The 19211-nt window shown below is 69.9% G+C and carries 36 protein-coding genes and 1 tRNA gene; all 37 read right to left on the reverse strand.

All coding sequences use genetic code 11. The annotated features are described in order from the left end of the window. Positions 1-38: 38 nt before the first annotated feature. Complete coding sequence (locus NE236_RS41405; RefSeq protein WP_252847792.1) at positions 39-272, reverse strand: hypothetical protein; 234 nt, start codon at positions 270-272, stop codon at positions 39-41. After that, a complete protein-coding gene (locus NE236_RS41410) occupies positions 269-661 on the reverse strand; it encodes a hypothetical protein (RefSeq protein ID WP_252847793.1) in 393 nt (130 codons plus the stop codon). The genes NE236_RS41405 and NE236_RS41410 overlap by 4 nt, the downstream gene beginning before the upstream one ends. Before the next feature lie 155 nt (positions 662-816). Next, a complete protein-coding gene (locus NE236_RS41415) occupies positions 817-1368 on the reverse strand; it encodes a hypothetical protein (protein WP_252847794.1) in 552 nt (183 codons plus the stop codon). An 11-nt stretch (positions 1369-1379) separates the two neighbouring features. Then, on the reverse strand, positions 1380-2666 hold the full coding sequence (locus tag NE236_RS41420; protein WP_252847795.1) for a polysaccharide deacetylase family protein: 1287 nt from the start codon (positions 2664-2666) through the stop codon (positions 1380-1382). Then, positions 2663-2944, reverse strand: a complete 282-nt coding sequence (locus tag NE236_RS41425) for a hypothetical protein (protein WP_252847796.1) — start codon at positions 2942-2944, stop codon at positions 2663-2665. The genes NE236_RS41420 and NE236_RS41425 overlap by 4 nt, the downstream gene beginning before the upstream one ends. A gap of 35 nt (positions 2945-2979) precedes the next feature. Next, positions 2980-3267, reverse strand: a complete 288-nt coding sequence (locus NE236_RS41430) for a hypothetical protein (RefSeq protein ID WP_252847797.1) — start codon at positions 3265-3267, stop codon at positions 2980-2982. Between the two features lie 120 nt (positions 3268-3387). Beyond that, the gene (locus NE236_RS41435; protein ID WP_252847798.1) at positions 3388-5064 is read right to left on the reverse strand and encodes a TROVE domain-containing protein; all 1677 of its coding nucleotides are present in this window, start codon (positions 5062-5064) and stop codon (positions 3388-3390) included. A gap of 112 nt (positions 5065-5176) precedes the next feature. Beyond that, a tRNA-OTHER gene (locus NE236_RS41440) sits at positions 5177-5247 on the reverse strand. Between the two features lie 140 nt (positions 5248-5387). Further along, positions 5388-5564, reverse strand: coding sequence for a hypothetical protein (locus NE236_RS41445; protein ID WP_252847799.1), 177 nt, complete (start codon positions 5562-5564; stop codon positions 5388-5390). A gap of 19 nt (positions 5565-5583) precedes the next feature. Beyond that, positions 5584-5895, reverse strand: coding sequence for a helix-turn-helix domain-containing protein (locus NE236_RS41450; RefSeq protein ID WP_252847800.1), 312 nt, complete (start codon positions 5893-5895; stop codon positions 5584-5586). A gap of 58 nt (positions 5896-5953) precedes the next feature. Continuing rightward, entirely contained in the window at positions 5954-6325 is a 372-nt protein-coding gene (locus NE236_RS41455; RefSeq protein ID WP_252847801.1) for a hypothetical protein, read from the reverse strand. After that, positions 6322-6540: a hypothetical protein gene (locus tag NE236_RS41460; RefSeq protein ID WP_252847802.1), complete on the reverse strand. Its 219-nt coding sequence runs from the start codon at positions 6538-6540 to the stop codon at positions 6322-6324. Before NE236_RS41460 ends, NE236_RS41455 begins: the two co-directional genes overlap by 4 nt. A 2-nt stretch (positions 6541-6542) precedes the next feature. Next, on the reverse strand, positions 6543-7409 hold the full coding sequence (locus NE236_RS41465) for a hypothetical protein (RefSeq protein ID WP_252847803.1): 867 nt from the start codon (positions 7407-7409) through the stop codon (positions 6543-6545). Between the two features lie 27 nt (positions 7410-7436). Beyond that, positions 7437-7586 carry a hypothetical protein gene (locus NE236_RS41470; protein ID WP_252847804.1) on the reverse strand — a complete coding sequence of 50 codons (150 nt, stop codon included), beginning with the start codon at positions 7584-7586 and terminating at the stop codon, positions 7437-7439. After that, entirely contained in the window at positions 7583-7798 is a 216-nt protein-coding gene (locus NE236_RS41475) for a hypothetical protein (RefSeq protein ID WP_252847805.1), read from the reverse strand. Before NE236_RS41475 ends, NE236_RS41470 begins: the two co-directional genes overlap by 4 nt. Next, positions 7798-8274 (reverse strand): hypothetical protein, encoded by a 477-nt coding sequence (locus tag NE236_RS41480; protein WP_252847806.1) that lies wholly within the window; start codon positions 8272-8274, stop codon positions 7798-7800. Before NE236_RS41480 ends, NE236_RS41475 begins: the two co-directional genes overlap by 1 nt. Then, a complete protein-coding gene (locus NE236_RS41485) occupies positions 8267-8689 on the reverse strand; it encodes a hypothetical protein (protein WP_252847807.1) in 423 nt (140 codons plus the stop codon). The genes NE236_RS41480 and NE236_RS41485 overlap by 8 nt, the downstream gene beginning before the upstream one ends. Further along, positions 8686-9330: a hypothetical protein gene (locus NE236_RS41490; protein ID WP_252847808.1), complete on the reverse strand. Its 645-nt coding sequence runs from the start codon at positions 9328-9330 to the stop codon at positions 8686-8688. Before NE236_RS41490 ends, NE236_RS41485 begins: the two co-directional genes overlap by 4 nt. After that, a complete protein-coding gene (locus NE236_RS41495; protein ID WP_252847809.1) occupies positions 9323-9595 on the reverse strand; it encodes a hypothetical protein in 273 nt (90 codons plus the stop codon). The genes NE236_RS41490 and NE236_RS41495 overlap by 8 nt, the downstream gene beginning before the upstream one ends. Further along, positions 9585-9827 carry a hypothetical protein gene (locus NE236_RS41500; RefSeq protein WP_252847810.1) on the reverse strand — a complete coding sequence of 81 codons (243 nt, stop codon included), beginning with the start codon at positions 9825-9827 and terminating at the stop codon, positions 9585-9587. The genes NE236_RS41495 and NE236_RS41500 overlap by 11 nt, the downstream gene beginning before the upstream one ends. Next, positions 9817-10131, reverse strand: a complete 315-nt coding sequence (locus tag NE236_RS41505) for a hypothetical protein (protein WP_252847811.1) — start codon at positions 10129-10131, stop codon at positions 9817-9819. The genes NE236_RS41500 and NE236_RS41505 overlap by 11 nt, the downstream gene beginning before the upstream one ends. Continuing rightward, complete coding sequence (locus tag NE236_RS41510; protein WP_252847812.1) at positions 10128-10412, reverse strand: hypothetical protein; 285 nt, start codon at positions 10410-10412, stop codon at positions 10128-10130. Before NE236_RS41510 ends, NE236_RS41505 begins: the two co-directional genes overlap by 4 nt. Further along, complete coding sequence (locus NE236_RS41515) at positions 10409-11482, reverse strand: hypothetical protein (protein WP_252847813.1); 1074 nt, start codon at positions 11480-11482, stop codon at positions 10409-10411. Before NE236_RS41515 ends, NE236_RS41510 begins: the two co-directional genes overlap by 4 nt. Positions 11483-11512: 30 nt before the next feature. Further along, a complete protein-coding gene (locus tag NE236_RS41520; RefSeq protein ID WP_252847814.1) occupies positions 11513-11842 on the reverse strand; it encodes a hypothetical protein in 330 nt (109 codons plus the stop codon). Then, the gene (locus NE236_RS44845; RefSeq protein ID WP_252847815.1) at positions 11839-12723 is read right to left on the reverse strand and encodes a WhiB family transcriptional regulator; all 885 of its coding nucleotides are present in this window, start codon (positions 12721-12723) and stop codon (positions 11839-11841) included. The genes NE236_RS41520 and NE236_RS44845 overlap by 4 nt, the downstream gene beginning before the upstream one ends. Then, entirely contained in the window at positions 12720-14357 is a 1638-nt protein-coding gene (locus NE236_RS41530; RefSeq protein ID WP_252847816.1) for a DNA cytosine methyltransferase, read from the reverse strand. The genes NE236_RS44845 and NE236_RS41530 overlap by 4 nt, the downstream gene beginning before the upstream one ends. After that, positions 14354-14776, reverse strand: coding sequence for a hypothetical protein (locus NE236_RS41535; RefSeq protein WP_252847817.1), 423 nt, complete (start codon positions 14774-14776; stop codon positions 14354-14356). The genes NE236_RS41530 and NE236_RS41535 overlap by 4 nt, the downstream gene beginning before the upstream one ends. Continuing rightward, the gene (locus tag NE236_RS41540) at positions 14773-15507 is read right to left on the reverse strand and encodes a sigma-70 RNA polymerase sigma factor region 4 domain-containing protein (protein WP_252847818.1); all 735 of its coding nucleotides are present in this window, start codon (positions 15505-15507) and stop codon (positions 14773-14775) included. The genes NE236_RS41535 and NE236_RS41540 overlap by 4 nt, the downstream gene beginning before the upstream one ends. Further along, positions 15504-15671: a hypothetical protein gene (locus NE236_RS41545; RefSeq protein WP_252847819.1), complete on the reverse strand. Its 168-nt coding sequence runs from the start codon at positions 15669-15671 to the stop codon at positions 15504-15506. Before NE236_RS41545 ends, NE236_RS41540 begins: the two co-directional genes overlap by 4 nt. Beyond that, positions 15668-16048 (reverse strand): hypothetical protein, encoded by a 381-nt coding sequence (locus NE236_RS41550; RefSeq protein WP_252847820.1) that lies wholly within the window; start codon positions 16046-16048, stop codon positions 15668-15670. Before NE236_RS41550 ends, NE236_RS41545 begins: the two co-directional genes overlap by 4 nt. Then, on the reverse strand, positions 16045-16218 hold the full coding sequence (locus NE236_RS41555) for a hypothetical protein (protein ID WP_252847821.1): 174 nt from the start codon (positions 16216-16218) through the stop codon (positions 16045-16047). The genes NE236_RS41550 and NE236_RS41555 overlap by 4 nt, the downstream gene beginning before the upstream one ends. Next, the gene (locus NE236_RS41560; RefSeq protein ID WP_252847822.1) at positions 16215-16490 is read right to left on the reverse strand and encodes a hypothetical protein; all 276 of its coding nucleotides are present in this window, start codon (positions 16488-16490) and stop codon (positions 16215-16217) included. Before NE236_RS41560 ends, NE236_RS41555 begins: the two co-directional genes overlap by 4 nt. After that, on the reverse strand, positions 16487-16792 hold the full coding sequence (locus NE236_RS41565; protein WP_252847823.1) for a hypothetical protein: 306 nt from the start codon (positions 16790-16792) through the stop codon (positions 16487-16489). Before NE236_RS41565 ends, NE236_RS41560 begins: the two co-directional genes overlap by 4 nt. Then, on the reverse strand, positions 16792-17049 hold the full coding sequence (locus NE236_RS41570; protein ID WP_252847824.1) for a hypothetical protein: 258 nt from the start codon (positions 17047-17049) through the stop codon (positions 16792-16794). Before NE236_RS41570 ends, NE236_RS41565 begins: the two co-directional genes overlap by 1 nt. Beyond that, a complete protein-coding gene (locus NE236_RS41575) occupies positions 17049-17933 on the reverse strand; it encodes a hypothetical protein (protein WP_252847825.1) in 885 nt (294 codons plus the stop codon). The genes NE236_RS41570 and NE236_RS41575 overlap by 1 nt, the downstream gene beginning before the upstream one ends. Beyond that, positions 17930-18412 carry an HNH endonuclease gene (locus NE236_RS41580; RefSeq protein ID WP_252847826.1) on the reverse strand — a complete coding sequence of 161 codons (483 nt, stop codon included), beginning with the start codon at positions 18410-18412 and terminating at the stop codon, positions 17930-17932. The genes NE236_RS41575 and NE236_RS41580 overlap by 4 nt, the downstream gene beginning before the upstream one ends. After that, a complete protein-coding gene (locus NE236_RS41585) occupies positions 18409-19200 on the reverse strand; it encodes a PD-(D/E)XK nuclease-like domain-containing protein (RefSeq protein ID WP_252847827.1) in 792 nt (263 codons plus the stop codon). Before NE236_RS41585 ends, NE236_RS41580 begins: the two co-directional genes overlap by 4 nt. Positions 19201-19211 lie beyond the last annotated feature (11 nt).

The raw sequence follows: 19211 nt of genomic DNA on the forward strand, positions 1-19211 counted from the left end.
CCACCCTCCGTAACCGGCGTCGGCTCGGGCCTGGCCGGTTATTCGTCGGGGGCTTCCAGGGGGCTCTGGCGGAGGATCTCGTCGGCGGCGTAGACCATTCCGCGCATGGCGATCCAGTCGAGGGACTCGCTGGGGACGATGAGCAGGGTGACCTCGCCGTCGGCGCGGATGACCTTCGCGAGCACGAGGGCATCTGAGACCAGGTCTCCTTCGTCGAGCTCGAGGTTGACGCCGAGGTTGTCGAGGATCTGGCCTGCGGTCTGGTCGGTCATCGGCCGAAGCCCCCGTCCTGGTGGATCGTCTTGCGGGAGTGGCAGGGGTGGCACAGGCCGATCAGGTTGTCCGGGTCGAACGCGCGTGGGCCGTTGCGGCCGGTGCCGTCCTTGTGGTCTGGGTCGGTGGCCGGCTGCCCGCACTGGCCGGGCTGGTGGATGTGGGCGCACCAGTCGGCGGTGCATGCGCAGATCGGGTGGTCGCGGAGGTATCGCTTGCTGAATGTCGCCCAGCGATTGTTCCAGCCGCGTGCGCTGCCAGACCCACGTCGCCGGTCGGCCGCGCGGGCGCAGTCGGTGCAGCGGCCACTGGGGACGAGGGTGGGGCAGCGGTCGCCGCAGGCGGTGCAGCCACGGCACGAGCAGACGGACAGGGCCCGTGCGGCCAACGGGATCAGCTCTTGGGGTTGTCGCCATGCATGGCCTTGTACTCGGCAGAGCCCGGCCACATTCCAGTGGCGCGGTGCGCGAGGTTGGCACACAGACCATGCACGATGCCAGGGGAGACGTACATGGGATTCGCCTCCGAGATCCGTGTGGCTGGTCAGCTGACCGCGACCCACCACGGCAGGCTGTTGGATTTCACGTTGGACGCTGGGGTGATCGAGGCCGGCAGGGCGGTCGCGGCGGTGCCGTTGATCGCGAAGCGTAGGGCGGCGGTGCTGAGGTTGGCGTTGGTGTGGCCGCCGTTGGATCCGCGCATGAAGGTCAGGGCGCCGGAGAAGTTGACGAGCAGCGCCACCCAGTACATGCCCGGGGCCAGGGCTGTGGAGGAGATCGCCGCGGACTGGGCGTTCGCGGACGCCTGGATCTGTGTGTCGGTCCCCGCCGAGGCCAGGAGTACCCCGGCCGAGGTGTACAGGCCGATGAAGTTCTGACCAGCGGTGATGGACGTGGCGGCGGCGCCGTTCGCGAACCACAACTTCGTCGCGGTGATGGGCTTCCGGATGTAGACGGCGACGAGGTAGACGGTCCCGGCGGTCGGGGTCTGGGAGGTCACCGACACGGACGGATCGTGGCTCCAGGAGAGGAGGCCGTGATCGCTGGGGATGGCGTTCGCCACGCGGTCCGCCGGAGCGAAGATTCGGGAGGTCATCGCAGGACACCTCAGCCGTAGTAGCGCAGGACATCGCCGATCGTCGCGACGGGCATCCCGGCCGTGTTGATCTTGTCGATGATGGCGTTGAAGTCGGACTGTGCGCATTCCAGGGTCGAACCGACCGACCCGGTGACGATCTTGTGGAAGACCAGGATGAGCCACCCGCTGCTGGCCTTGACCTTGTCGATCGTGCCGGTGCTCGCCGTGGTGAGGCTGGAAGGTGTGACACCGCCGGCGAACGTGCTGATGGAGGAGATCGCCCGCAGCCGGAACGGGTCGGCCGGCGGGAACGTCTCGGCGGTACGGCGAGCGGTCGTCCTGGCCCAGGAGAAGTACCGGCGGGTGATGTCGACGGTGCTGACGTTGTCGCTTGTCCGGCCGAACTGCCCGAGCGGGTAGGCCGTCCCATCACCGATGCGGACGCCGTTGCTGATCAGCCAGGCGCGCTGTGCGCGGATGTCGCCTTCGAGCTGGGCCGCGGTCATCCCGGTGTAGGTCGCGGCGTGGTTGGCGTCGAGTTGGGCGTGAGCTGCGGATTCCCAGCCGAACCGGTCGACGCGGGTTTTGAGGTCGGTGAGGGTGATGTGGTTCGCGGAGCCGAGCTGGTCGGTGATGGTGAACAGCGACGCGGGGTAGCCGTAGCTGTCGAGCTTGGACCAGGCCAGGTCGCGGGGGCTGCTCCAAGAGTCGTCGAAGCAGATGGACGCGACACCGGACGGGAAGACCGCGGAGCCATCTGAGATCAGCTCGACGGACTGCAGGTGCACCGTGACGGGGTTGCCGGTGCCGTCGTCCCAGGCCTGCAGCTGAAGGTCGGTCATGCCCGAGCGGGCCGGCGTGCCGGTCGTGGTGGCGTCCGCGAAGTTGAGGGTGACGGTCACCCAGTCGCCGCTCGTGATCCACGCGGAGCCGCCGCCGATGAAGAAGCTCCACTTGTAGGTGTTGGCCAGCGAAGACGAGCCGCAGTAGAAGTCCAGCTCATTCAGATGGGTCGCGTCGTCGACCTTGATGCGGAGGCGGAAGATTTTCCCGGTCGTGTCCGGGACGCTTCCGGCGAACTTGCGGATGTTCGTCTGGGCGGCGGTGCCAGCGGTGGTCAGCTTCGCGGCCTGGGACCCGCTGATGGAGTCGCTGGTGTCGTTGAGGTTGAACGTCGCGCCCGTGCCCGAGCTGGTCCAGCCGTGCCCGGACTGCATCGTCGTGGCGACGCTCGAGGCCTGCGGGAACCGCGGTAGCCGGGCGGTGCCGGGGAACAGCGCCGACCGGTCTGGTGGGGCGAAGTTCCGGGAGGTCATCGCAGGACGCCGACCGAGACGCGTGGGGTGCCGGTCGAGATGAGTTTCACGGTCGTCGGGGCGGTGCCGGTGCCGGGCGGGCGCAGTTCGATGGAGCCGACGGCGGCGGGCAGTAGCCAGGAGCCGTTTCCGCCGACTGCGGGGGTGGATCCGTCGACGGTGGCCCAGACCTCGGCGGCGCCGTCGACGTTGAGGATCTCGATCAGGTCGGCGTCGACGTCGAAGGTGAGCGTCGTAGGGGTGTTCGCGACGAGTGTTGCGTGCTGCGGGTTGGCCATCTCGACACCTCCCGGGTGTGGTGGTTCGGGGTCGGTCAGGCGGCGTCACAGAGATGGCGTACGGCGCGGGTGGTGGTGCCGGCTGTGCGGGCCGCGTTCATGCGGGCTTGGTATTCGGCCTCGATGACGTCTTCGAGGGCGTACAGCGGCTGGCGGGGTGGGGTGCCGGGGACTCGTGTGAGTCGGCCGCGAGCTTCCCAGGTGCTGATGGTGGCGGGTTTGACGCCGGCGGCGCGGGCCGCGTTGGCCCGGTCGACGTATTCGCGGCCGTCGGGACCGTGGTGGATCTGGATGTCCAGGGCGTGTTCACCTCCCCCGGACATGCGTATGCCCCCAGCCGTTTTGTGTCCGGCTGAGGGCATACGTCTGCTTGCTGATCAGTTTGCCACCGCAGGTGAGAGCGCTGCAACCAGGGACGCTCCGACGCGCCGAGGGTGATCGTCTCAGGGAGTCTTCTGCTTCCACGGCCAGGTGGCGTTCCGCCCGGCTTCCAGGAGCGGGATGAGCCCGAACGCCCGGTCGGTGAGCCCGCCGAAGGTGTGCCGCTGTCCGTGGCCGGACGGGCCGTGACCGTGCTGGTAGCCCGCGAGGTTCCAGGTGTAGACCGGGACGTTGTCCGGGACCTGGCCGGTCGGGTTGGCACCGTGGTAGCCGCCCCACGCCTGCTCGTCGGTGACGATGACGACCCGGTCGTGACCGCGATAGTTCGCCCGTACGGCCTCGGCGGTGTTCGTGCCGCCCATCGAGCCGAACTCCTTCAGCGCGGTCAGGACCGAGCTTCCGGCCTGCAGGCGGATCGGGCGGTGGCTGGTGCCGAACTCCACCAGGTCGGCGGACGCCGCACGCAGAGCGAGCGCCGTGCCGAAGATGGCCGCCGAGTCGGCGCGGTTCAGCCCGGACCGCTCGGAGATCGGACCGAACATCGAGCCGGACCGGTCGACGAGGATGAGCGTGCGGCCCGGCAGCGCGGGGACGTTCGCCAGCGAGGCGTTCAGTGCCTTCTCCAGCGCCCAGGCCCAGCGCAGCGACGGGGCCGCGTTGTAGGCCGCGAGGAACCGGAACGGGAACTGCCGAGACTTGGCGACCTGCTCGGGGTCGGCGATCCGCGCGGCGATCTGCTCGGCGACCTCGTCGGAGACGCCGGCCTGGTCGAAGTTCCGCAGGTTCCGCAGCAGGGCCATGTACCCCATGGAGGGGATGAGCGCCTCCCATACCTTGGCGTCGAGCGGGCCCTGCAGCCATCCGGCGACCGACTCCCAGCTCATCCCGGCGTCCTTCAGGACGAACGCGGCCTGGCTGCGGTCGAACAGCGCGCGGCGCTCCTCGACCGGCCAGGACATCAGCTCGGCGTGGTTGCCGATGGTGATGAGTGTCTCGGGGATCGGATTGTCACGGCCGTGTCGACGGTCGAGGGCGTGCTTGAACAGGTCACCCTGCCAGGCACCCCAGGCCTCGGCGTGGCTGCCGGCCGTCGGGTGGACGAGGTCGACGACGTCGCCGAATCGGAAGCCCTTGGAGTCGGTGTCGTACTTCAGCAGTGCCCGCTCGTTGTAGAGCCGGGCGACCGCGTCGGCGACACCGCGCTTGACCGGCTTGGGAATGTTCCGGCCGTACTTGGAGGTCCAGTAGGCGAGCATCTCGCCGGGCTCGTCGGCGCGTTGGAGGACCGAGTCGACGACGCGGCGGTTCGCCGAGGCGTGGTAGGCGAGGTTGTCGCCGCCGAACGTGACGGCGGCCTGCTCCGCGCCGGCCTCGTGCGGGCGCCGCGGCCGGGTGCCCGCGGCGGCGAGGCGGGCGTGGACGTATTCGGCGGCGCCGACGATCGCTGCGGATCGCATGTTGGCGTCGGTCCGGAGCCATGCGAGCAGGGCGGCGGTCCAGTCGGGGTCGGCGACGGCGAGCTGGCGGACGAGGGTGACGTACCGGTCGTCGCGCTGCTTGGCGCGCTCGTAGAAGGTGTCTTCGCCGACCATGTTGGCGATGGCCAGGAGGAAGAGCTCGGACTTGGCGTCGCGGGCGTGGCCGGGCGCGCCTTCGTGGGTGCGGCCGGTCGGGGTGGTCTCGCTGCGTACCGGGCTGAAGATTGCCGGGCGGGTGCCGCGCTGGTTGAACTTGGACACGAAAAAGGTCTCCTTCCGCACCGGGAGGAGACCCCTCTTCATCGCCTGGTGCCCGAGATCGAGTCGACGGAGGTGACGTTGGCGCTCTGCCGTTGAGCTACACCGGCCGTGAGGCCGGTGGCAGGACTCGAACCTGCACACACCCCATTAACAGTGGAAGTAACCCCTGTCTGCGCACCGGGCACCAGCGATGAAGTTGTGTGTCCTCCCGAGATCAGTGACGGCGCCGGTGGGTTTCTGTTCGAGAGAAGTAACCGGAGCCTTCGCACCGGGAGGTGCTGATGACGATCGTACGCAGAGGAGGCCGTTCCGCGCTTCGATTTCTATGCCGACAGCGGCACGGCGGCTGGGGCGAGGGCCAGTTGGATGCTGCAGGGCCGGTCAGCATGCCGGGGCCGGATGCACACCCACCGGCCGGCGACCTGGCGGACGAGGTGGTCGTCGCAGGTGACCGGGATGAGGACGCCGTCGGCCAGGACGGCGTCGATGGTGGGGGGCATGATCCGATTCTTCCAGCGGTCACTGACCATCCGGGCGGCTGACGCCGTGCTGGCGCGCTTCTCGTCTCAGGTGGGCTTGCTGTTTGCGCCGGCAGTAGCGGAGCAGGTCGATCTGGTCGCCGAGGACCCACCGGGCGCCGGGGACGTGGGTGGCGTAGCCCTCGACGACGAGGGTGTTGAGCAGGTGGTAGACGGTGGAGAGGGCGATGCCGGTTTCGGCGGCGATGTGCTTGGCCGTTGCGCCGCCGGGGCTCGATCCGATGACTTCGAGGATGTTGGTGGCTCGTTGCACGGACGTGATGATGGTGCCTTCATCGGTGGTTTCGGCCATGCCCGGAATGGTGACACGGTGGGCGTATCACGGCTAGTGCGCAATGAAATGCGTCGGGTTATCTCCGGTTCCTGCGTCGTGCTCGCCGACGGCGCGCGTATTCGGAACCGTTGACCTTCAGCGGCGGGACGGTGCCGCGCCGGAGGCTGGCCCGGCAGATCGGGCAGCGCCGCCAGTGCGTGCGGTAGTCGCGGTACATGAGCGGCGCGAACGATCGGTGCATGGCCGTGGCCGTGGACTGCACGCTGAGCGTGAACTGCCGCACGATGGGGCGCATCGCTTCTGCCAGCTTCATCACGTCCGGCATGACCGACGTGGGGTCTGGTGGCTGGTCCGGGATCAGCCGGCCGATGCTCACCCAGGGACTGTCCTCGAGCGGCGCGTCGGCCGGTGCCGCGAAGATTTCACCGTCTCCGGTGGGCGTGGTCATCGTGCCTCCTGGGCGACCTCGTCAACGAGTGAGGCCAGAGCGGTCGCTGCGGCGGAGACCTCGTTCATCTTGTCGGTCGGCAGCGTGGTGAGCACGGCACGGGCCTGCTCCAGGTCGCCGCGGAACATCCATCCCATGGCGGCCTGCACGATCATGACCTGGGTGGCGTTCTCCATGGCCTCCCGCATCTCGCGGAGCCACTCCGGTTCGCTCATGCTCATACCGCCTTGGGGGTGGGCTGGTCGTCGGTGAATTCGGGGGCCGTCTTCTTCTTCTTCTTCTGCTCGGCTTCGTATTCGTCCTGGTACTTGTCGTACTCGGCGACGGTCATGATCAGCCCGCACTTGTCCGGGTCGGCGTGGCAGCGCACGGTCGGCCGGGTGGGGTCGTCGTGGAAGAACAGGCTGTACCGGCCGCAGCGTCGGCAGGGGATCGGTTTCTTGGTCAGGGGCGGTCGGGTGTTCGTCGCGTTCTGCAGGCGGCGGTGCCACCACTGCACGCCGGTTCCGTACGGCTTGCTGATCTGCGGGTGCGCGAGCATGTGGTCCAGGTGCTCGCCGTGCCAGGCGGTCGTGCTGGTGAGCGCATGCGCTGAGACGCCGCGGCGGGGTGGTGCCGGCCACCGCTGGGAGTTGCGGTATTCGATCTCCCAGGTGCGCAGCCATTCCAGGAGCTCGTCCAGGTCGTCGTGCCCTGGTGAGGGGGAGCGGTCTTCCTGGGTGCCGCTGACACGACCGGCGGAGTAGTCCCCGGGCTCGTTGTAGCCGTCGCTCTGCTCCAGGTGGAGCGGGGTGAGGTCGTCGAGTTCGGCGAGGTTCGCGCGGATCGTGGCGGTGCAGCCGGTGCACCAGATCGGGTCGCCGTACCGGGGGCGGATGCTGGGCGGCTCTGGGCGTTCGCCGTGCGTGGGGTGGGGCCGTGGGCCGGCGGCATCGGGGCCGTTGCGGTGCTTGGCGAGTTCCCACTTCGCAACGCGTTCGGCGTGCTGTTCTTCGGCGGCCTGCCAGTCGGCGAGTGCGGCCTCGAAGTCGGCGATGGCCCGGCGGTAGCGGTTGTTGCAGCGTCCGGGGCAGATGTCGGTCAATGCGGTTCCTCGGGGTCGGCGACGTGGTCAGAGGGCCCAGCGCCACAGGGCGACCTGTAGCGGGATGGCCGTGATGAGCAGGACGACGGTCAGGACGCGGATGAACGCGGCCGTGGCGGCGGGGACGTCGTTGACCGCCAGCGGGACGGGCTCGGCGTGGTCGTGGCCGTTGATCACCGGATCTCCTTGCGAATGTGTCTCCAGGACGGGGCGACGTTGGGGTGCTGGTCGCAGACGGGGCAGACCTGGACGCGTCCGAGTCCGGCGAGCCTGACCTTGCGTACGCGCTGCCTCGGGTGGATGAGGACTCGGCCGGCGGATGCGCAGCCGTTGCACAGGTCGCCGGGGCCGATGGCGTGGTGGAACATCGGCGCGCCCACGGCGGCCATCAGCGGTCGCCTTCTCGGGCGCGGAGCTCGGCGCACTCGCGGCGGAGGGCGCGCCGGTCGGCTCGCTTGTACTGGCGGTACCACCACCACTGGACGAGCGGCCACTCCCACCACCGGCTCAGCTTGGAGCGGGCGAGCCGCCAGTTCGCGAGCTCGATTTCGGCGCCCTCCAGGCGGGCGCGCGCTTTGGCCAGCTCGGCTGCGTGGCGTTCTCGCTCCTTCACTCCGAAATCCGCGAGTCGCTGCACTTCTGCCTCGGCCCGCTCGGCGCGCAGGCGCTGAACGTTCCGGGCAAGCTGGGCCTCTGTGCGACCTTGGATGACGCGGTCGAGGCTCGCGCGCAACCGCTCCAGCTCGTGGTCACGGACGGACACGGTCTGTGCTGCGAGCTGGTCGAGGTAGACGGGATCCTCGGCGAGGTCTGGCCATGCCTCGCCGAGTCGTCTCGCGATCCGCTTGCGCAGGTCGTCAGCCACGGCAGGACTCCTCGTCGTGCGCAGTAGCCCATTCCTCGGTGAACAGCGCGACGTATTCGCGGCGGTGTGCCTCGATGAGGCGGAGACGGGCGTGGTGGCTGGCGCGAGCGCCTTCGGGGGTGAACTTCTCCCGGGCCGCGATGAGGGGCGAGCCGACGATCCCGGTGAGCTCGGCGAGGTCGTCACGGATGGCGTACTCGTCGGTCGAGGTCCGGCGGGGCATCTCCGGTGGCGCTGGCGGTTGAGCGGTTGCCGCTGCGCACGAGCAGCGCTGCTTCGCGGTACTGCGGGTCGGCTCCGTCGGTGTCGGGGTTTCAACGGGTTTAGGAGCGGGTGCCGGGTCGGGCTTGGGCTCGGCGGCCGGGGGCGTGCGGCGGCCGATCATCTCGATCAGCCACGTGGTCAGGTCGCTCACAGGTCGGCCTCCATGTCTCGGACGTAGCCGGAGGGGCCGCGCCGCCAGCGAGGCCGATGCGGCGTAGCGGCTTCCTGGGCGTCGTGGGGCGGGTGGGGCGGCTCCGCGTCCGGGGGAACAGGCGTTCGGGCGTCCTGGTGGCTGTCCGCGCCGCTGGGGGCGTCCAGGGCGGCCTGGAGGGTGGCGAGGATCTCGCGGTGGAAGCGGTTGGTCTGCTCGCTGGTGGCGCCGAAGAGGTGCAGTGAGTGGAGCCGCTTGAATGCGCTGCGGATGGCGGCGTGGGCGGCGTCTCGCTCGGCCTTCAGATCGTCCAGTTCTTCGAGCGCCTTGGCCCGGTCTTCGGCGTGCTCAACGGCAGTCTTCAGCACCGCGTCTCGCTCGGCCTCGGCCTGCTCGGCGCGCTGGCGCTGCGTTTCCAACGCCTTGCACGCCTGCTCGTACGCCCACGCGGTCGGGTACGGCTGCCGGTCGTGTGCGATGGCGAGGTCTCGTTCTTCGCGCGCCGTGGCCAGCTCGCCGCGCAGCCGCTCCGCCTCTTGCTCGGCCCGCTCGGCGCGGCTCAGCACCTCGGCCACGATGTCCCGGAGCTGAAGCGGATCAGTGTCGATCGCCTCGTCGACGCGTGTCCAGATGTCACTCATCGTCGGTCTCCGTCGGTGCGTTCGGGAACAGGGCGCGGTAGGCGCGCTGGAAGCGGCTGGTGTCGTGCTCGCTGGTCTCGATGACGTAGCCGAGGGCGTCTTCGACGTCGCCCATCACCTCGTGGGCTTCGAGCGCAGCGAGCATGGTGCCGACGTCGCGTTCGGCCGCCTTGCGGGCCATGGCCTGGCTGACGGGGTCGTCGGCGATGGACCAGGAGGCGAGCAGGGCGGCGATGAGCCGGTCGCGCATGTCGTCACTCGACATCGGTGGTCTCCTTGGCAAGTTCCTGCTGGTAGAGCGCGTTGTATTCGATGGGGAAGCAGCGGGCGAGGGCCTTGAGCGCGCGGCTCTGCGCGCGGGACCGGGCACGCTTCTTGTCGTCACCGCGGGCCCGCTCGTTGTGCGCTTCGCGGCAGGTCTCGCAGTCCTCGCCGGCGGCGAGGTGGGTGCGGTAGGCGGCTTCGGTGCCGCAGGCGGGGCGGTCGTCAGCGGGCACTCGTGGCCTCACCGGTGCCGGTGATGAACTGGGTCTCGGGCGCCTCGGCCCAGGCGATGGAGTCCTGGCCGAAGCGGGCAGCGATCTTGGCCAGCTGCTCCTTGATGCGGTCGGCACTGCCGGCGATCGGTTCGAAGCAGATGCAAGCGTTCTGCCACCGGTGGTGGGGCAGGGAGTACCACTCGCCGTGGATCACCCCGCCGTACACGCGGATCAGCCGGACGGTGCGATTGACGAACAGGCTCCAGTCGACCTGGCGCAGCTTGTCGTCGCTGTTGCCGATGGAGACGTAGACGGTGGTCACTGGGTGGTCCTTTCCTGGGTGTCCCCGGCTTGGTCCTTCTTCGCGAGGAGTTCGCGGGCGAGGTCGGCTCCGCGTTTGCTGACGGTGCGGGCGGTCTCGGGGTCGGTGGCGGGTCGGGGTGGCGCAGCGGCGGAGGGGAGGTACCGCCAGCCGCTGTTCGCGGCGTCGGCCCAGTAGGTGTGGGCGAACGCGAGGGGATCGGCGAGGAGGGTGACGTGTTCGAGGCGGCGGGCGAGGTCCCGGGCCGCCCGTTCACGCGCTTTGTCCTGGTCCGCGGTCATGAGGCTGCCTCGTTCCGGAGGGGGTGGCAGTTCGGGCAGCGGCGCGGGTGGTCGGCCCCGACGAGGCGGGTGTCGGGGTCGCAGGCTCCGCACCACTGCGGCCGGGCCGGGCGCTCTGCGGCGGGGCGGATGGTCCACCAGGGGCCGTCGTGTGCGAGCCGGCCGGGGTGCTGGGACTTCTGGTCGTGGGCGATGGCGAGCATCGCGGGGCCGCGAAGGGACGTGGGGCGCTCGATCACGTTCGGGTGGTGGAGCGCGCGGGCGATCGAGCGGGTGGTCCAGTCGGGGCGGATCTCGCGGACCTGAGCGATCAGCGCGAGGTCTGTGGTCTGCCCGGAGGGCTCCCCCTCCTCCTCCGCTTGAACGCCGGCCGACGCGGTGGGTGCGGCGGCGGGGCTGGCGGAAGGGTCGCCGGGGGGAGGGGGTTCCTGGGGATAGGGGGAGTCCTTATCTACTACCTGTACCCCTATCCCCTGTGAAGGCTTAGGCGATGGGGTGCCGGAACCGTTGCTGGAAGGGTTCACGGAACCCTTAGGCGAAGGGTTCGGAGGTGGGGCGGGGAGTCCGCGCCGCAGGTCTTCGATGAATCCGTGCACGATGGCGTTGATCTGCGAGGATGCGACCTCGTGCAGCGGGAGACGCTGCAGTTCTTCGATCAGCGCGGCCTTGATCCGGGTCGAGCGGACGACGCTCGCGGACTCCCTGGCGCTCTTCAGCAGGTTCGGTTGCTTCCAGATCCGATCGTTGCGAATGAGCGATCGGACGAGGACTTCGCCGGTTTCGTCGTCGATGATGAGGAGGGGCCGTTCACCCTCTTCCGGGGACCCTTCGCCGAACCCTTCCCGGAAGGGTTCGGCTAGGGCTTCGAGGTCGGTCAGGACCTGGTCGACGGTGAGGCCGCGGGCGTCGCGGGCCCAGCGTCGTTCGCGCAGCGGGATCACGCCGCAGTAGGACAGGTCGACCTGTGACAGCAGGTACAGGTACATCCGCTGGGCACCCGGCGAATGCGCTCGGAATATGGCGTCGTCCCAGATCGTGACGAAGATCCGGGCTTCCTTGCGCTGAGCCATCGCGCGGTGTCCTTCCTGGTCGTGCTGATGTCAGGCAGCCGCGGCGTGAGCGGTGGCGTGGACGCCGAGCCGGCCGGACTGGTAGGTGGCAGGTGGGATTCCGGCGGCGCGGAGGCGGGCTTCGTAGCGCCAGGCGGTGCGTTCGCTGATGCCCATGCGGGCGGCGGCGTTGACGAGGGTGTAGTGCTGGTCGCGGGTGAGTTCGGCGTACTCTCCGACGCGGCCGTTTCGCTTGGGTGGTGGACCGGAGGCGGGGCGGCCAGCGCGTTCCCAGCGGGAGTGGCAGGCGCGGCACCAGGTGTAGCCGCCGTGCTGGCCTTCGTTGCCGCAGCGGTCACAGAAGATGATGCGGCGGCTCATGCGGTCTTCCTCAGCGGGGCGGGCTCGGTGCTGAGCTGGCGGGCGGGGGTGCGCTGCGCGGCGCCGCGGCGGCGGCGCTCGCGGCGTTCGGCGCGGAAGCAGGGCCGGCATTTCTTGGACAGGCCGTCGCGGGTCTTCTCGCGGTAGAAGTCGTCGGCGCTCTTCGTCTCGCCGCACTTCTCGCAGGCCTTGGTGGCGGGGACGGGCCGCTTGGGCTTCGCCGGGGTCTTCAGGGCGCGGCGGCGGCGTTCGCGCCTGCGCTGGTTCTCGTTGAGGCCGCTGCGGATCCCGCCTGGGTCGGCTCGCTCGGGCAGGTTGAGGACCCACTCGCGGCACTCGGTCTCAACGGGGCAGGAGGCGCAGAGCACCCGGGCGGGGTTCTCGTTGGGGCGCCCGTCGGGGAGGCGGTCGATGAGCCCGTCGGCGGTCCGGGATTCCAGGACGTGTTCCTTGCCCTTGCAGGCGGCGCGGGAGGCCCAGCGGTCAAGGTGGATGGCGCCGGCATCGGCGGCGTAGGTGTTCAGCATGTTGGTGGTCACGCTGTGGCCTCCTCGGGTGTGGTTCCGGGCGGGTCGTGGTGGTGTACTGGGGCGCCAAGGGATCGCGCGCGGTGTGCGCAGCGCGGGAGGCGCGAACGGTTCAGGCGCTTGCTGCGTGGGCGCGGCGGCCGGCTTTTCAGCGGGACGGCGTGGTGGTTCGCCCATCTCGCGGGCCCACCCCGGGTCCGTGACCCGGGGCAGGCGCTTCAGCGTCAGCTCGTAGCCGAGGGCGGCGGCCCATGTGCAGCCGATACGGACGGCCACGTCCGCCTGGGTGAGGCGGTCGCGTTTCCGCGCGTCGCGGAGCTGCACGACAACCGGGTGCCTGGGCCGGATGGTCACGCCACCGTCTCCAGGTCTTCGCCGGTGATGGCCTCGACGAGGGCGGAGACGATGACCTCGGCGACGTTGGGCGTGACGGCGTTGCCGTATTGCCTCACGCGCTCTCTCTTGTTGCCGAGCACGACGTACTGGTCGGCGAAGCTCATGGCACGGCCGATCTCGTGCGGCTCAAGCATCCGGAACAGCACGTCGTTGATGTCGACGTCGCCTTTGACGAGTGCGTACCGGTCGCGGGTCGACAGCGTTCCGATCGGCTCCCGGACGGACCGTGCGGTGCCGGTGCCGTAGTACGGGATGAGCAGGTGCTCCCAGGTGATGAGGGACTGGTGGCCGGCCGTCGTCAGGGTCCGCAGCGGCTCGTCGGCGCTGGTGCAGTGCTCGCCGCCGTCGCCCTTGCTGCCGTTGTTGCGCATGATCATGGCGGGCCAGTCGCGGGCGGCGACGCCGAGGTGGTTGCCGGACGCGGTGACGGACGCCGTCGGGTCCAGGATGGACCGGGCGTCCGAACTGCCGCCCCGCAGCTCCACCATGTACGGAAGCCACGCCAGGCCGGTCTCGTTCCTGGCGGTCTGGGTGCGTAGTGGCGCGTTCGCCGACGCGGGTTCCTTGCCGTCGCGGCCCTCGACGGGGATCAGCAGCGGCGGGACGGCGAGGCCGTCGTTCTCCCGGGTGGTGCGGGTCGGCATGGGGTCGGTGACGCTCGTCGCATCGTTCCGCCAGGTGCCGCCCGCGGGGACGACCATCGGCCGGGCGAACTTCTCCAGGCCGGCCTCGATGCGGGCGATGGTCTTCGGCGCGAGGGGCTTGGCCCGGTCGCCGATCCGCTGGCCCGGCAGTGACCAGTCGATCGCGACGGCCGCGGGCAGCACCTCGGGCTCGAGGATGGCGTTGCGGCAGGCGACCCGCGGGCACCGGTAGACGTACTGCTGCCGGTACCGACCCATGTCGCGGCCGGGGGTCTTGAAGACCTGCATGGCCCGCACGAACTCGTCACAGGTCGGGCAGTAGGCGTGCGGGCGCAGCCACTTATCCCAGTCCGGCCTCCGCTTGAGGCTCTTATGCCAGTAAGCCAGGTACCAGCGGTCGCGGGACTGCGGCGTCCGGTGCGTCCTGACCGGACTGGCGTGCATGCTGTTCATAGCGATCTTGTGTGTGTAGTAATCGAGCTTGTGGATCTCGCCGCGCCAGCGGGGACTCTGATCCCACGCATCGACGTCGACGACGTTCTCGACGACACCCGCAAGGATCAGACCGCCGCGGTCCTGCACGCCGCGCAGGTACAGCGGTACCTCTTCCATGAGCGCGCGGGACCGCTCGACCTCCTCCGATGGGGCGGTCTCGCCGAACAGGTCGTCTTGCAGGCTGGTGGAGAAGTCGCGCTTCTTGCCGCGGGCGTTCGACCACTGCGGGCATTCGGGGCTGGCCCAGAACAGGTCGCAGACGGGCCAGCGGTCGACGGGGGCTTCGCGGATGTCGCCGCGGTAGTGGTCCGTGTCGGGGAAGTTCGCGGCGTGCGACTCGATCGCGCGTTCCCAGTGGTTCGCCGCGCGGGTCACCTCGACGCCGGGCACGGCGTGGGCGCCCTGCGAGGAGCCACCGGCGCCGCAAAACCAATCCATGAGGCTGAGCGTCACGGGGTCACCTCCAGCTCGGTGATGTGCAGTACGAGCCGCCCGCTCTTCTCGACGTCGCCGATGCGCATGTCCGGGCCGACGAGGTACCGGTCGGAGTCGTCGTGCAGGACGTGGGCGTCGACGAGGCCGTCGATGGCGGCCTTCGCGGACGGGAAGAGGTTGTGGACGTCGCGGCGGCGCCGGTCCGGCGGCCTGTACTCGGCGACGATGTGGGCGCGGTTCAGGTGCGGGATGTCGGCCTTGATCGCCAGGAGGTACGCGGCGGTGCGCAGGGCCCTGGTGAGCTCGGCGCGGCGCATCCAGTGGATGCGGCGGTTCGCGTTGATCAGCGGCAGGCCAGCGGGGAGCTCCACGGTCAAGGTGCGGGCGGGGCCCGCCGGGACGGATGCCCCAGCGGGAGTCTGGTCGGCGGCCGTCATGCGCCCACCGCCTGGGGTACGCCCTTCCGGTTGCGTTCACACGCCCGGCAGTCCCTGTCGATGCGCATGCCGCCACGGACCTTCCGGCGGCGGATCCGCGTGTTCTCCGGTGTCCACTCATGCCCGCGCGAGCAGTGCGTTGCGGGCTCGCTGCCATGGGCGCGAACGCGCCGGTCGATGTAACGGACGCTCGGCGGGGTTTCACCTTCGAACCACAGGCGCAGCAGCTGCCGCCGGGCCTTGCTGAGCCGGATGCCGAGAGCCTTGTAGGTGATGCCGAGGGACTCGGCGGCCAGCACGTAGTCCTCATGCACCGCGAGGGCGATGACGGCGTTGCGGTAGAGGGGCGGGAGCGTGTCGACGACCTGGTTGACGGCGAGGCGTTCGACGATCGGGTTCTCCGGCGACGATGTCGCCCGGTTCATCCAGTACTTCAGGAAGTTCGGGGCGGTGGCGAGCTCGGAGTGTCCGGAGCGGTCGGCGCGGCCGTGCTGCCGGTATTCCTCGCGGATTGCCTTGTAGATGGCCTGCCAGCCGGCCTGGATGAGCTCGGAGCGTTTCGGCCAGTGCGGTGCGGAGCACAGGGCTTCGGCGATCGCGGACCAGGCGATGTCCCGGCGCTCTGTGTAATCCATGGCCAGGGACCGGTCGGCGATCGTCGCGGCATTGGTCATCTGCTGGAGGTCGCGGAGGGTGTAGCCGTACTTCACCTCGATGTCGGCGGCGTTCACCGGTCCGTCTCCGGCCGTACGGTCTGCTCCTGATCGGCGTCGACGGGGCCGCGCCGGAACGCGGAGACGATCTCGAACCCCAGGTAGGCAAGGCCTGCGATGACGCCCAGGAGGGGGCTGGCGGCGAGGGCGTACAGCGGGTGCTTGGCGACGAGTTCGATCACCGGTCGCCACCGCCTCCGGTGGCGAGCAGTTCGCCGGGCCGGTGCCCGCTGTCGGCGAGCGCGGTGAGGATGGCGCGGGCCTGGTCCTCGTACACCTCGCGGGGCGTGCCGTGGCATCCGCTGTCGTCGCAGCCTTCGTGGGCGTGTTCGACGAGGATGTCGGTGACGATGCGCAGGTCGCTGTTGTCGTTGCCGACTAGGAGGACCTCGGGGTCGGGGTTGGCGGCGTCCATGGCGGCGTCGAAGCGGTGCTGGCCGTATCCGTCGGCGAAGCCGGCTCGGCGGCCGCGGCGGTGGCCGAGCCGGTAGGTGACGGCGGCGATCCCGCCGGTGACGATGGTCGGCAAGGCGGCGGCGATGGCGATGAGAGCGGTCATGAGGCGGTCCTCGGAAGGGCGTGGTGTGTCTTCGGTGCGCGGTGGGGAGCACGGCGGGTGCCGTACGGGCGGACGTGCCGGCCGGGCTGCAGCGGCCACTTCGCGGCGGCGACGGAGACACCGACGAGCAGCGCGGCCGTGACGGCGACGATGGTCAGGGCGGCGATCACGGCCGGGGCTCCGGGACGTCCTTGTCCGCGACGATGACCTGCATGGTGATGCCACGGGACACGGCGTGGACGGGCTGGCCGTCGGGGCCGGTCAGGATGAACCGGTGGGATCCGTGCGCCAGCCAGGTGGCGTCCGGGTGGTGCTGGCCGCGGTCGGTGAGGTACTGGACGGCGAGCTTCTGGGCGGCTTCGGGGGTGTCCTCGTAGCCGATGTCGTCGGTGGTGTCGCTGCCGGGCCCGGCGCAGAGGTGAGCGCCCCACTTGGTGATCACGGCCGTGCCCCTTCCTGCGCGGGCGCGGACCGGGTCTGGTCGGTGGTCGGCGGCTCGGTTGGCAGGCCGGCTTCCACCGCGGCCTCGGCCGCCTTCTTCGACCACCAGGTCTCGAGCTCGGTCTGCTCCTCGGCCTGCGTGATGATCGCGTTGAACTGCGCGGTCATATCGGCGAGGTACTGCTGTGCCTTCGCCTGCGCCTCGGCCATGACGGTCTCGGCCTGCGCGCGCAGCTGCGCGCCCTGTTCGCGGTGCGTGCGGGCGTGCGCCCACATCTGGGCGACGGGTTCTCGGGCGTCCATCAGGTGTTCTCCGATCCGGTAGTGGGGACGGCGGCCAGGGACGGGAACGGCGGCCAGGGGCGCGGGCGACCAGCGGGGTCGGCTTGCAGGTCGGTCATGAGCGCGGTGATCGCGTTCTCGTAGCGCTGGGCGAGGCGCTCGGTGATGTTCATGCGGGCGGCGGCCTGGCTGCAGTCCATGCCGAGGGCGCGGTAGAGGGAGAACCGCATCAGGTCGGCGCAGACGGCGTCGGCGGCTTCGTTCCAGTCGATGGCCATCACTCACCGCCCGGGGTGCGGGTCGGCGGCCAGGGCCGCCCGGCCGGCGCGTCCGTGGCGGGGGCCGGGCCGGGGGGCGGGGTGGTGATGTCCTCGGCGGAGAGCTGGGGCGTGGGGAACGCTTCGTCCTTGCGGATCTCGCCGCGCGTGATGCTGGAGTAGGTGACGCCGAGCTGGGAGACGTCGCGGGCGGTCCACTCCGACGAGGGGGAGCCGACCCGCTCCTCCAGTCGCTTCTTGGAGATGTCGAGCTCGGCGAACTTCTCGATCGCCTCGGTGATGCGGTTGGCCAGCGGGATGCCGCCGCCGTTCTCCAGTGTCTTGGCGCACAGGTCCTTGGCCTGCTCGATGAACCAGGGCGGGAGGACGGCGAAGATGGCCTCACGGACGCGGCGGGAGCCGTTGTTGGCGTTGTTCTCGTAGATGTCGCGCATCTCGGTCAGCCGCTCGGGGCCGCCGCGCTTGTCGCGCTTGTGGGGGACGACGAACGTGCTGGAGTTGCGGGTGTTGGTCTGCACGTCCCAGGCGAACGCCTGCATCTCGGACTGGGCGTAGTCGTCGTCGCGGCGCATCTCGACGAGGCCGTACTCGACGTTGCCCCAGCAGCGGGCGAGTTCGCGGGCCAGGTGGATGGACGGGCCGGACACCGGGGATCCGCCGCGCCGGAACTCATAAAACGCCCGCTCGGCCAGGTACATCTGGCGGCAGGAGTCCTCCATCTGCGCCTTGGCGGTCTGCACGTCGCGGGGGCACTGCTGGGCGACCAGGATCATGGCGTGGACCTGGGCGACCGCGCGGGACTGTTCGACGGCGGTGCCCTGCCCGACGCGGCCCGGCACCGGGAGCTGTGGCATCGCGGTTCGCTGGATTTCGGCCTTGCTCACGCGTTCTCCTTTGGGAAATTGAGGTGGGCGAACTCGCCGAACGCCTTGCTGGCTGCGGCGTCGTAGGCCTTGGCGGCGTCGGTGGGGTCGTTGAATAGGCCGAGGTGACGGCGTCTGCCTGCGATGTAGATCGCTGCTGCCCAGCGCCGCCGGTCTCTGTGCCGCGACACGCCTTTGAAGCCGGAGGTGTTGTCCGAGCGGCGTCGCCGGTTCTTCGCGTTCTGGGCCTGCGTGGCCGGCCGGAGGTTCGCGCGGCGGTTGTCGAGACCGTTGCCGTTGATGTGGTCGACGTACGGCCAACCGGTGATCAGGTTGTGCATCCGGATCGAGGTGCATCGGCCGTCACGCCAGAAGTTCTTGCGGGCGTAGAAGGTCCGGTCGCTCGGGTTCGCGTACCACTTGCCGACGGTGACGACCCGGTCGTAGTCCTCGTCGTCGACGAGGGCGACGAGGCCACGGGAGAGCGGGATCTTCTTCACTCGTCCACCTCCGCGAGGTATTCGTGCTCGACCCAGCGGGGCAGGGAGACCAGCTCGACGTTCTGGCCGTAGCCAGGCCAGTGGCCGGTGGCGACGCACTCGACGTAGGTCTCGATCGCCTGCCGGTTCCGGTCGCGGGCGATCCGCATCGCCATCGCATCGGGCTCGATGACGTTGACGAGGAAGGGAGGCGTCTTCTCTTGGCAGACGAAGACGAACTCAGCGTCCGGCGGGCCGCCGAGGGCGCGGACACCGTCGAGGTACCAGTCGGCCTGGCAGTGGTAGCCGAGCGACTGGAGCGTGCGCCGCAGGCTTTCCAGGTCGGCGGCGGCACAGGTCTTGTAGTCCGGGACGATGTACCGGCCGGGCCCGGCGTTGCGGAGCCAGTCCAGGCGTGCGCGCCGCCAAATGCCGGTGAGGCCGTCCTGCCAGAACAGGGACTGCTCGGGCAGGCCGGAGTCGGGGTGGAACAGTGCCGAGGCGGTGGGGTGTTCGCGTAGGGCCTTGGCCATCGCGTGGACCTGGTCGTACTCGGCGGGCTTGAGGGGGATGGCCCCCCGGGCGCGGACGGCGGCGACCTTGGCCTTGACCTTCTTGGTCCGCCACTCGTCTGCGTCGATGCGCACCAGCTCGGGCCCGGCGCCGAGTACGAGCTTGTGCGCGGCGGTGCCGAGGTCCAGGGCCTTCGTGGGTGCGGGCGGGTGGTTCCGCTCGTACCGGAAGATGGCCGGGCAGTACGGCGGCAGCAGCTTGCGCGCGCCGCTGGAGGACAGGCTCCCGCCGGGCACCGGGTCAGCGT

This window comes from Actinoallomurus purpureus (assembly GCF_024055795.1).
GTDB classification, from domain to species: Bacteria; Actinomycetota; Actinomycetes; order Streptosporangiales; family Streptosporangiaceae; genus Actinoallomurus; species Actinoallomurus purpureus.

Coding starts and splice junctions, on each gene's coding strand:
- NE236_RS41405 (WP_252847792.1), bottom strand. CDS start 272: ATGACCGACCAGACCGCAGGCCAGATCCTCGACAACCTCGGCGTCAAC.
- NE236_RS41415 (WP_252847794.1), bottom strand. CDS start 1,368: ATGACCTCCCGAATCTTCGCTCCGGCGGACCGCGTGGCGAACGCCATC.
- NE236_RS41420 (WP_252847795.1), bottom strand. CDS start 2,666: ATGACCTCCCGGAACTTCGCCCCACCAGACCGGTCGGCGCTGTTCCCC.
- NE236_RS41425 (WP_252847796.1), bottom strand. CDS start 2,944: ATGGCCAACCCGCAGCACGCAACACTCGTCGCGAACACCCCTACGACG.
- NE236_RS41430 (WP_252847797.1), bottom strand. CDS start 3,267: ATGTCCGGGGGAGGTGAACACGCCCTGGACATCCAGATCCACCACGGT.
- NE236_RS41445 (WP_252847799.1), bottom strand. CDS start 5,564: ATGCCCCCCACCATCGACGCCGTCCTGGCCGACGGCGTCCTCATCCCG.
- NE236_RS41450 (WP_252847800.1), bottom strand. CDS start 5,895: ATGGCCGAAACCACCGATGAAGGCACCATCATCACGTCCGTGCAACGA.
- NE236_RS41455 (WP_252847801.1), bottom strand. CDS start 6,325: ATGACCACGCCCACCGGAGACGGTGAAATCTTCGCGGCACCGGCCGAC.
- NE236_RS41460 (WP_252847802.1), bottom strand. CDS start 6,540: ATGAGCGAACCGGAGTGGCTCCGCGAGATGCGGGAGGCCATGGAGAAC.
- NE236_RS41475 (WP_252847805.1), bottom strand. CDS start 7,798: ATGGCCGCCGTGGGCGCGCCGATGTTCCACCACGCCATCGGCCCCGGC.
- NE236_RS41490 (WP_252847808.1), bottom strand. CDS start 9,330: ATGAGTGACATCTGGACACGCGTCGACGAGGCGATCGACACTGATCCG.
- NE236_RS41495 (WP_252847809.1), bottom strand. CDS start 9,595: ATGTCGAGTGACGACATGCGCGACCGGCTCATCGCCGCCCTGCTCGCC.
- NE236_RS41510 (WP_252847812.1), bottom strand. CDS start 10,412: ATGACCGCGGACCAGGACAAAGCGCGTGAACGGGCGGCCCGGGACCTC.
- NE236_RS41515 (WP_252847813.1), bottom strand. CDS start 11,482: ATGGCTCAGCGCAAGGAAGCCCGGATCTTCGTCACGATCTGGGACGAC.
- NE236_RS41520 (WP_252847814.1), bottom strand. CDS start 11,842: ATGAGCCGCCGCATCATCTTCTGTGACCGCTGCGGCAACGAAGGCCAG.
- NE236_RS41535 (WP_252847817.1), bottom strand. CDS start 14,776: ATGACGGCCGCCGACCAGACTCCCGCTGGGGCATCCGTCCCGGCGGGC.
- NE236_RS41550 (WP_252847820.1), bottom strand. CDS start 16,048: ATGACCGCTCTCATCGCCATCGCCGCCGCCTTGCCGACCATCGTCACC.
- NE236_RS41565 (WP_252847823.1), bottom strand. CDS start 16,792: ATGGACGCCCGAGAACCCGTCGCCCAGATGTGGGCGCACGCCCGCACG.
- NE236_RS41570 (WP_252847824.1), bottom strand. CDS start 17,049: ATGGCCATCGACTGGAACGAAGCCGCCGACGCCGTCTGCGCCGACCTG.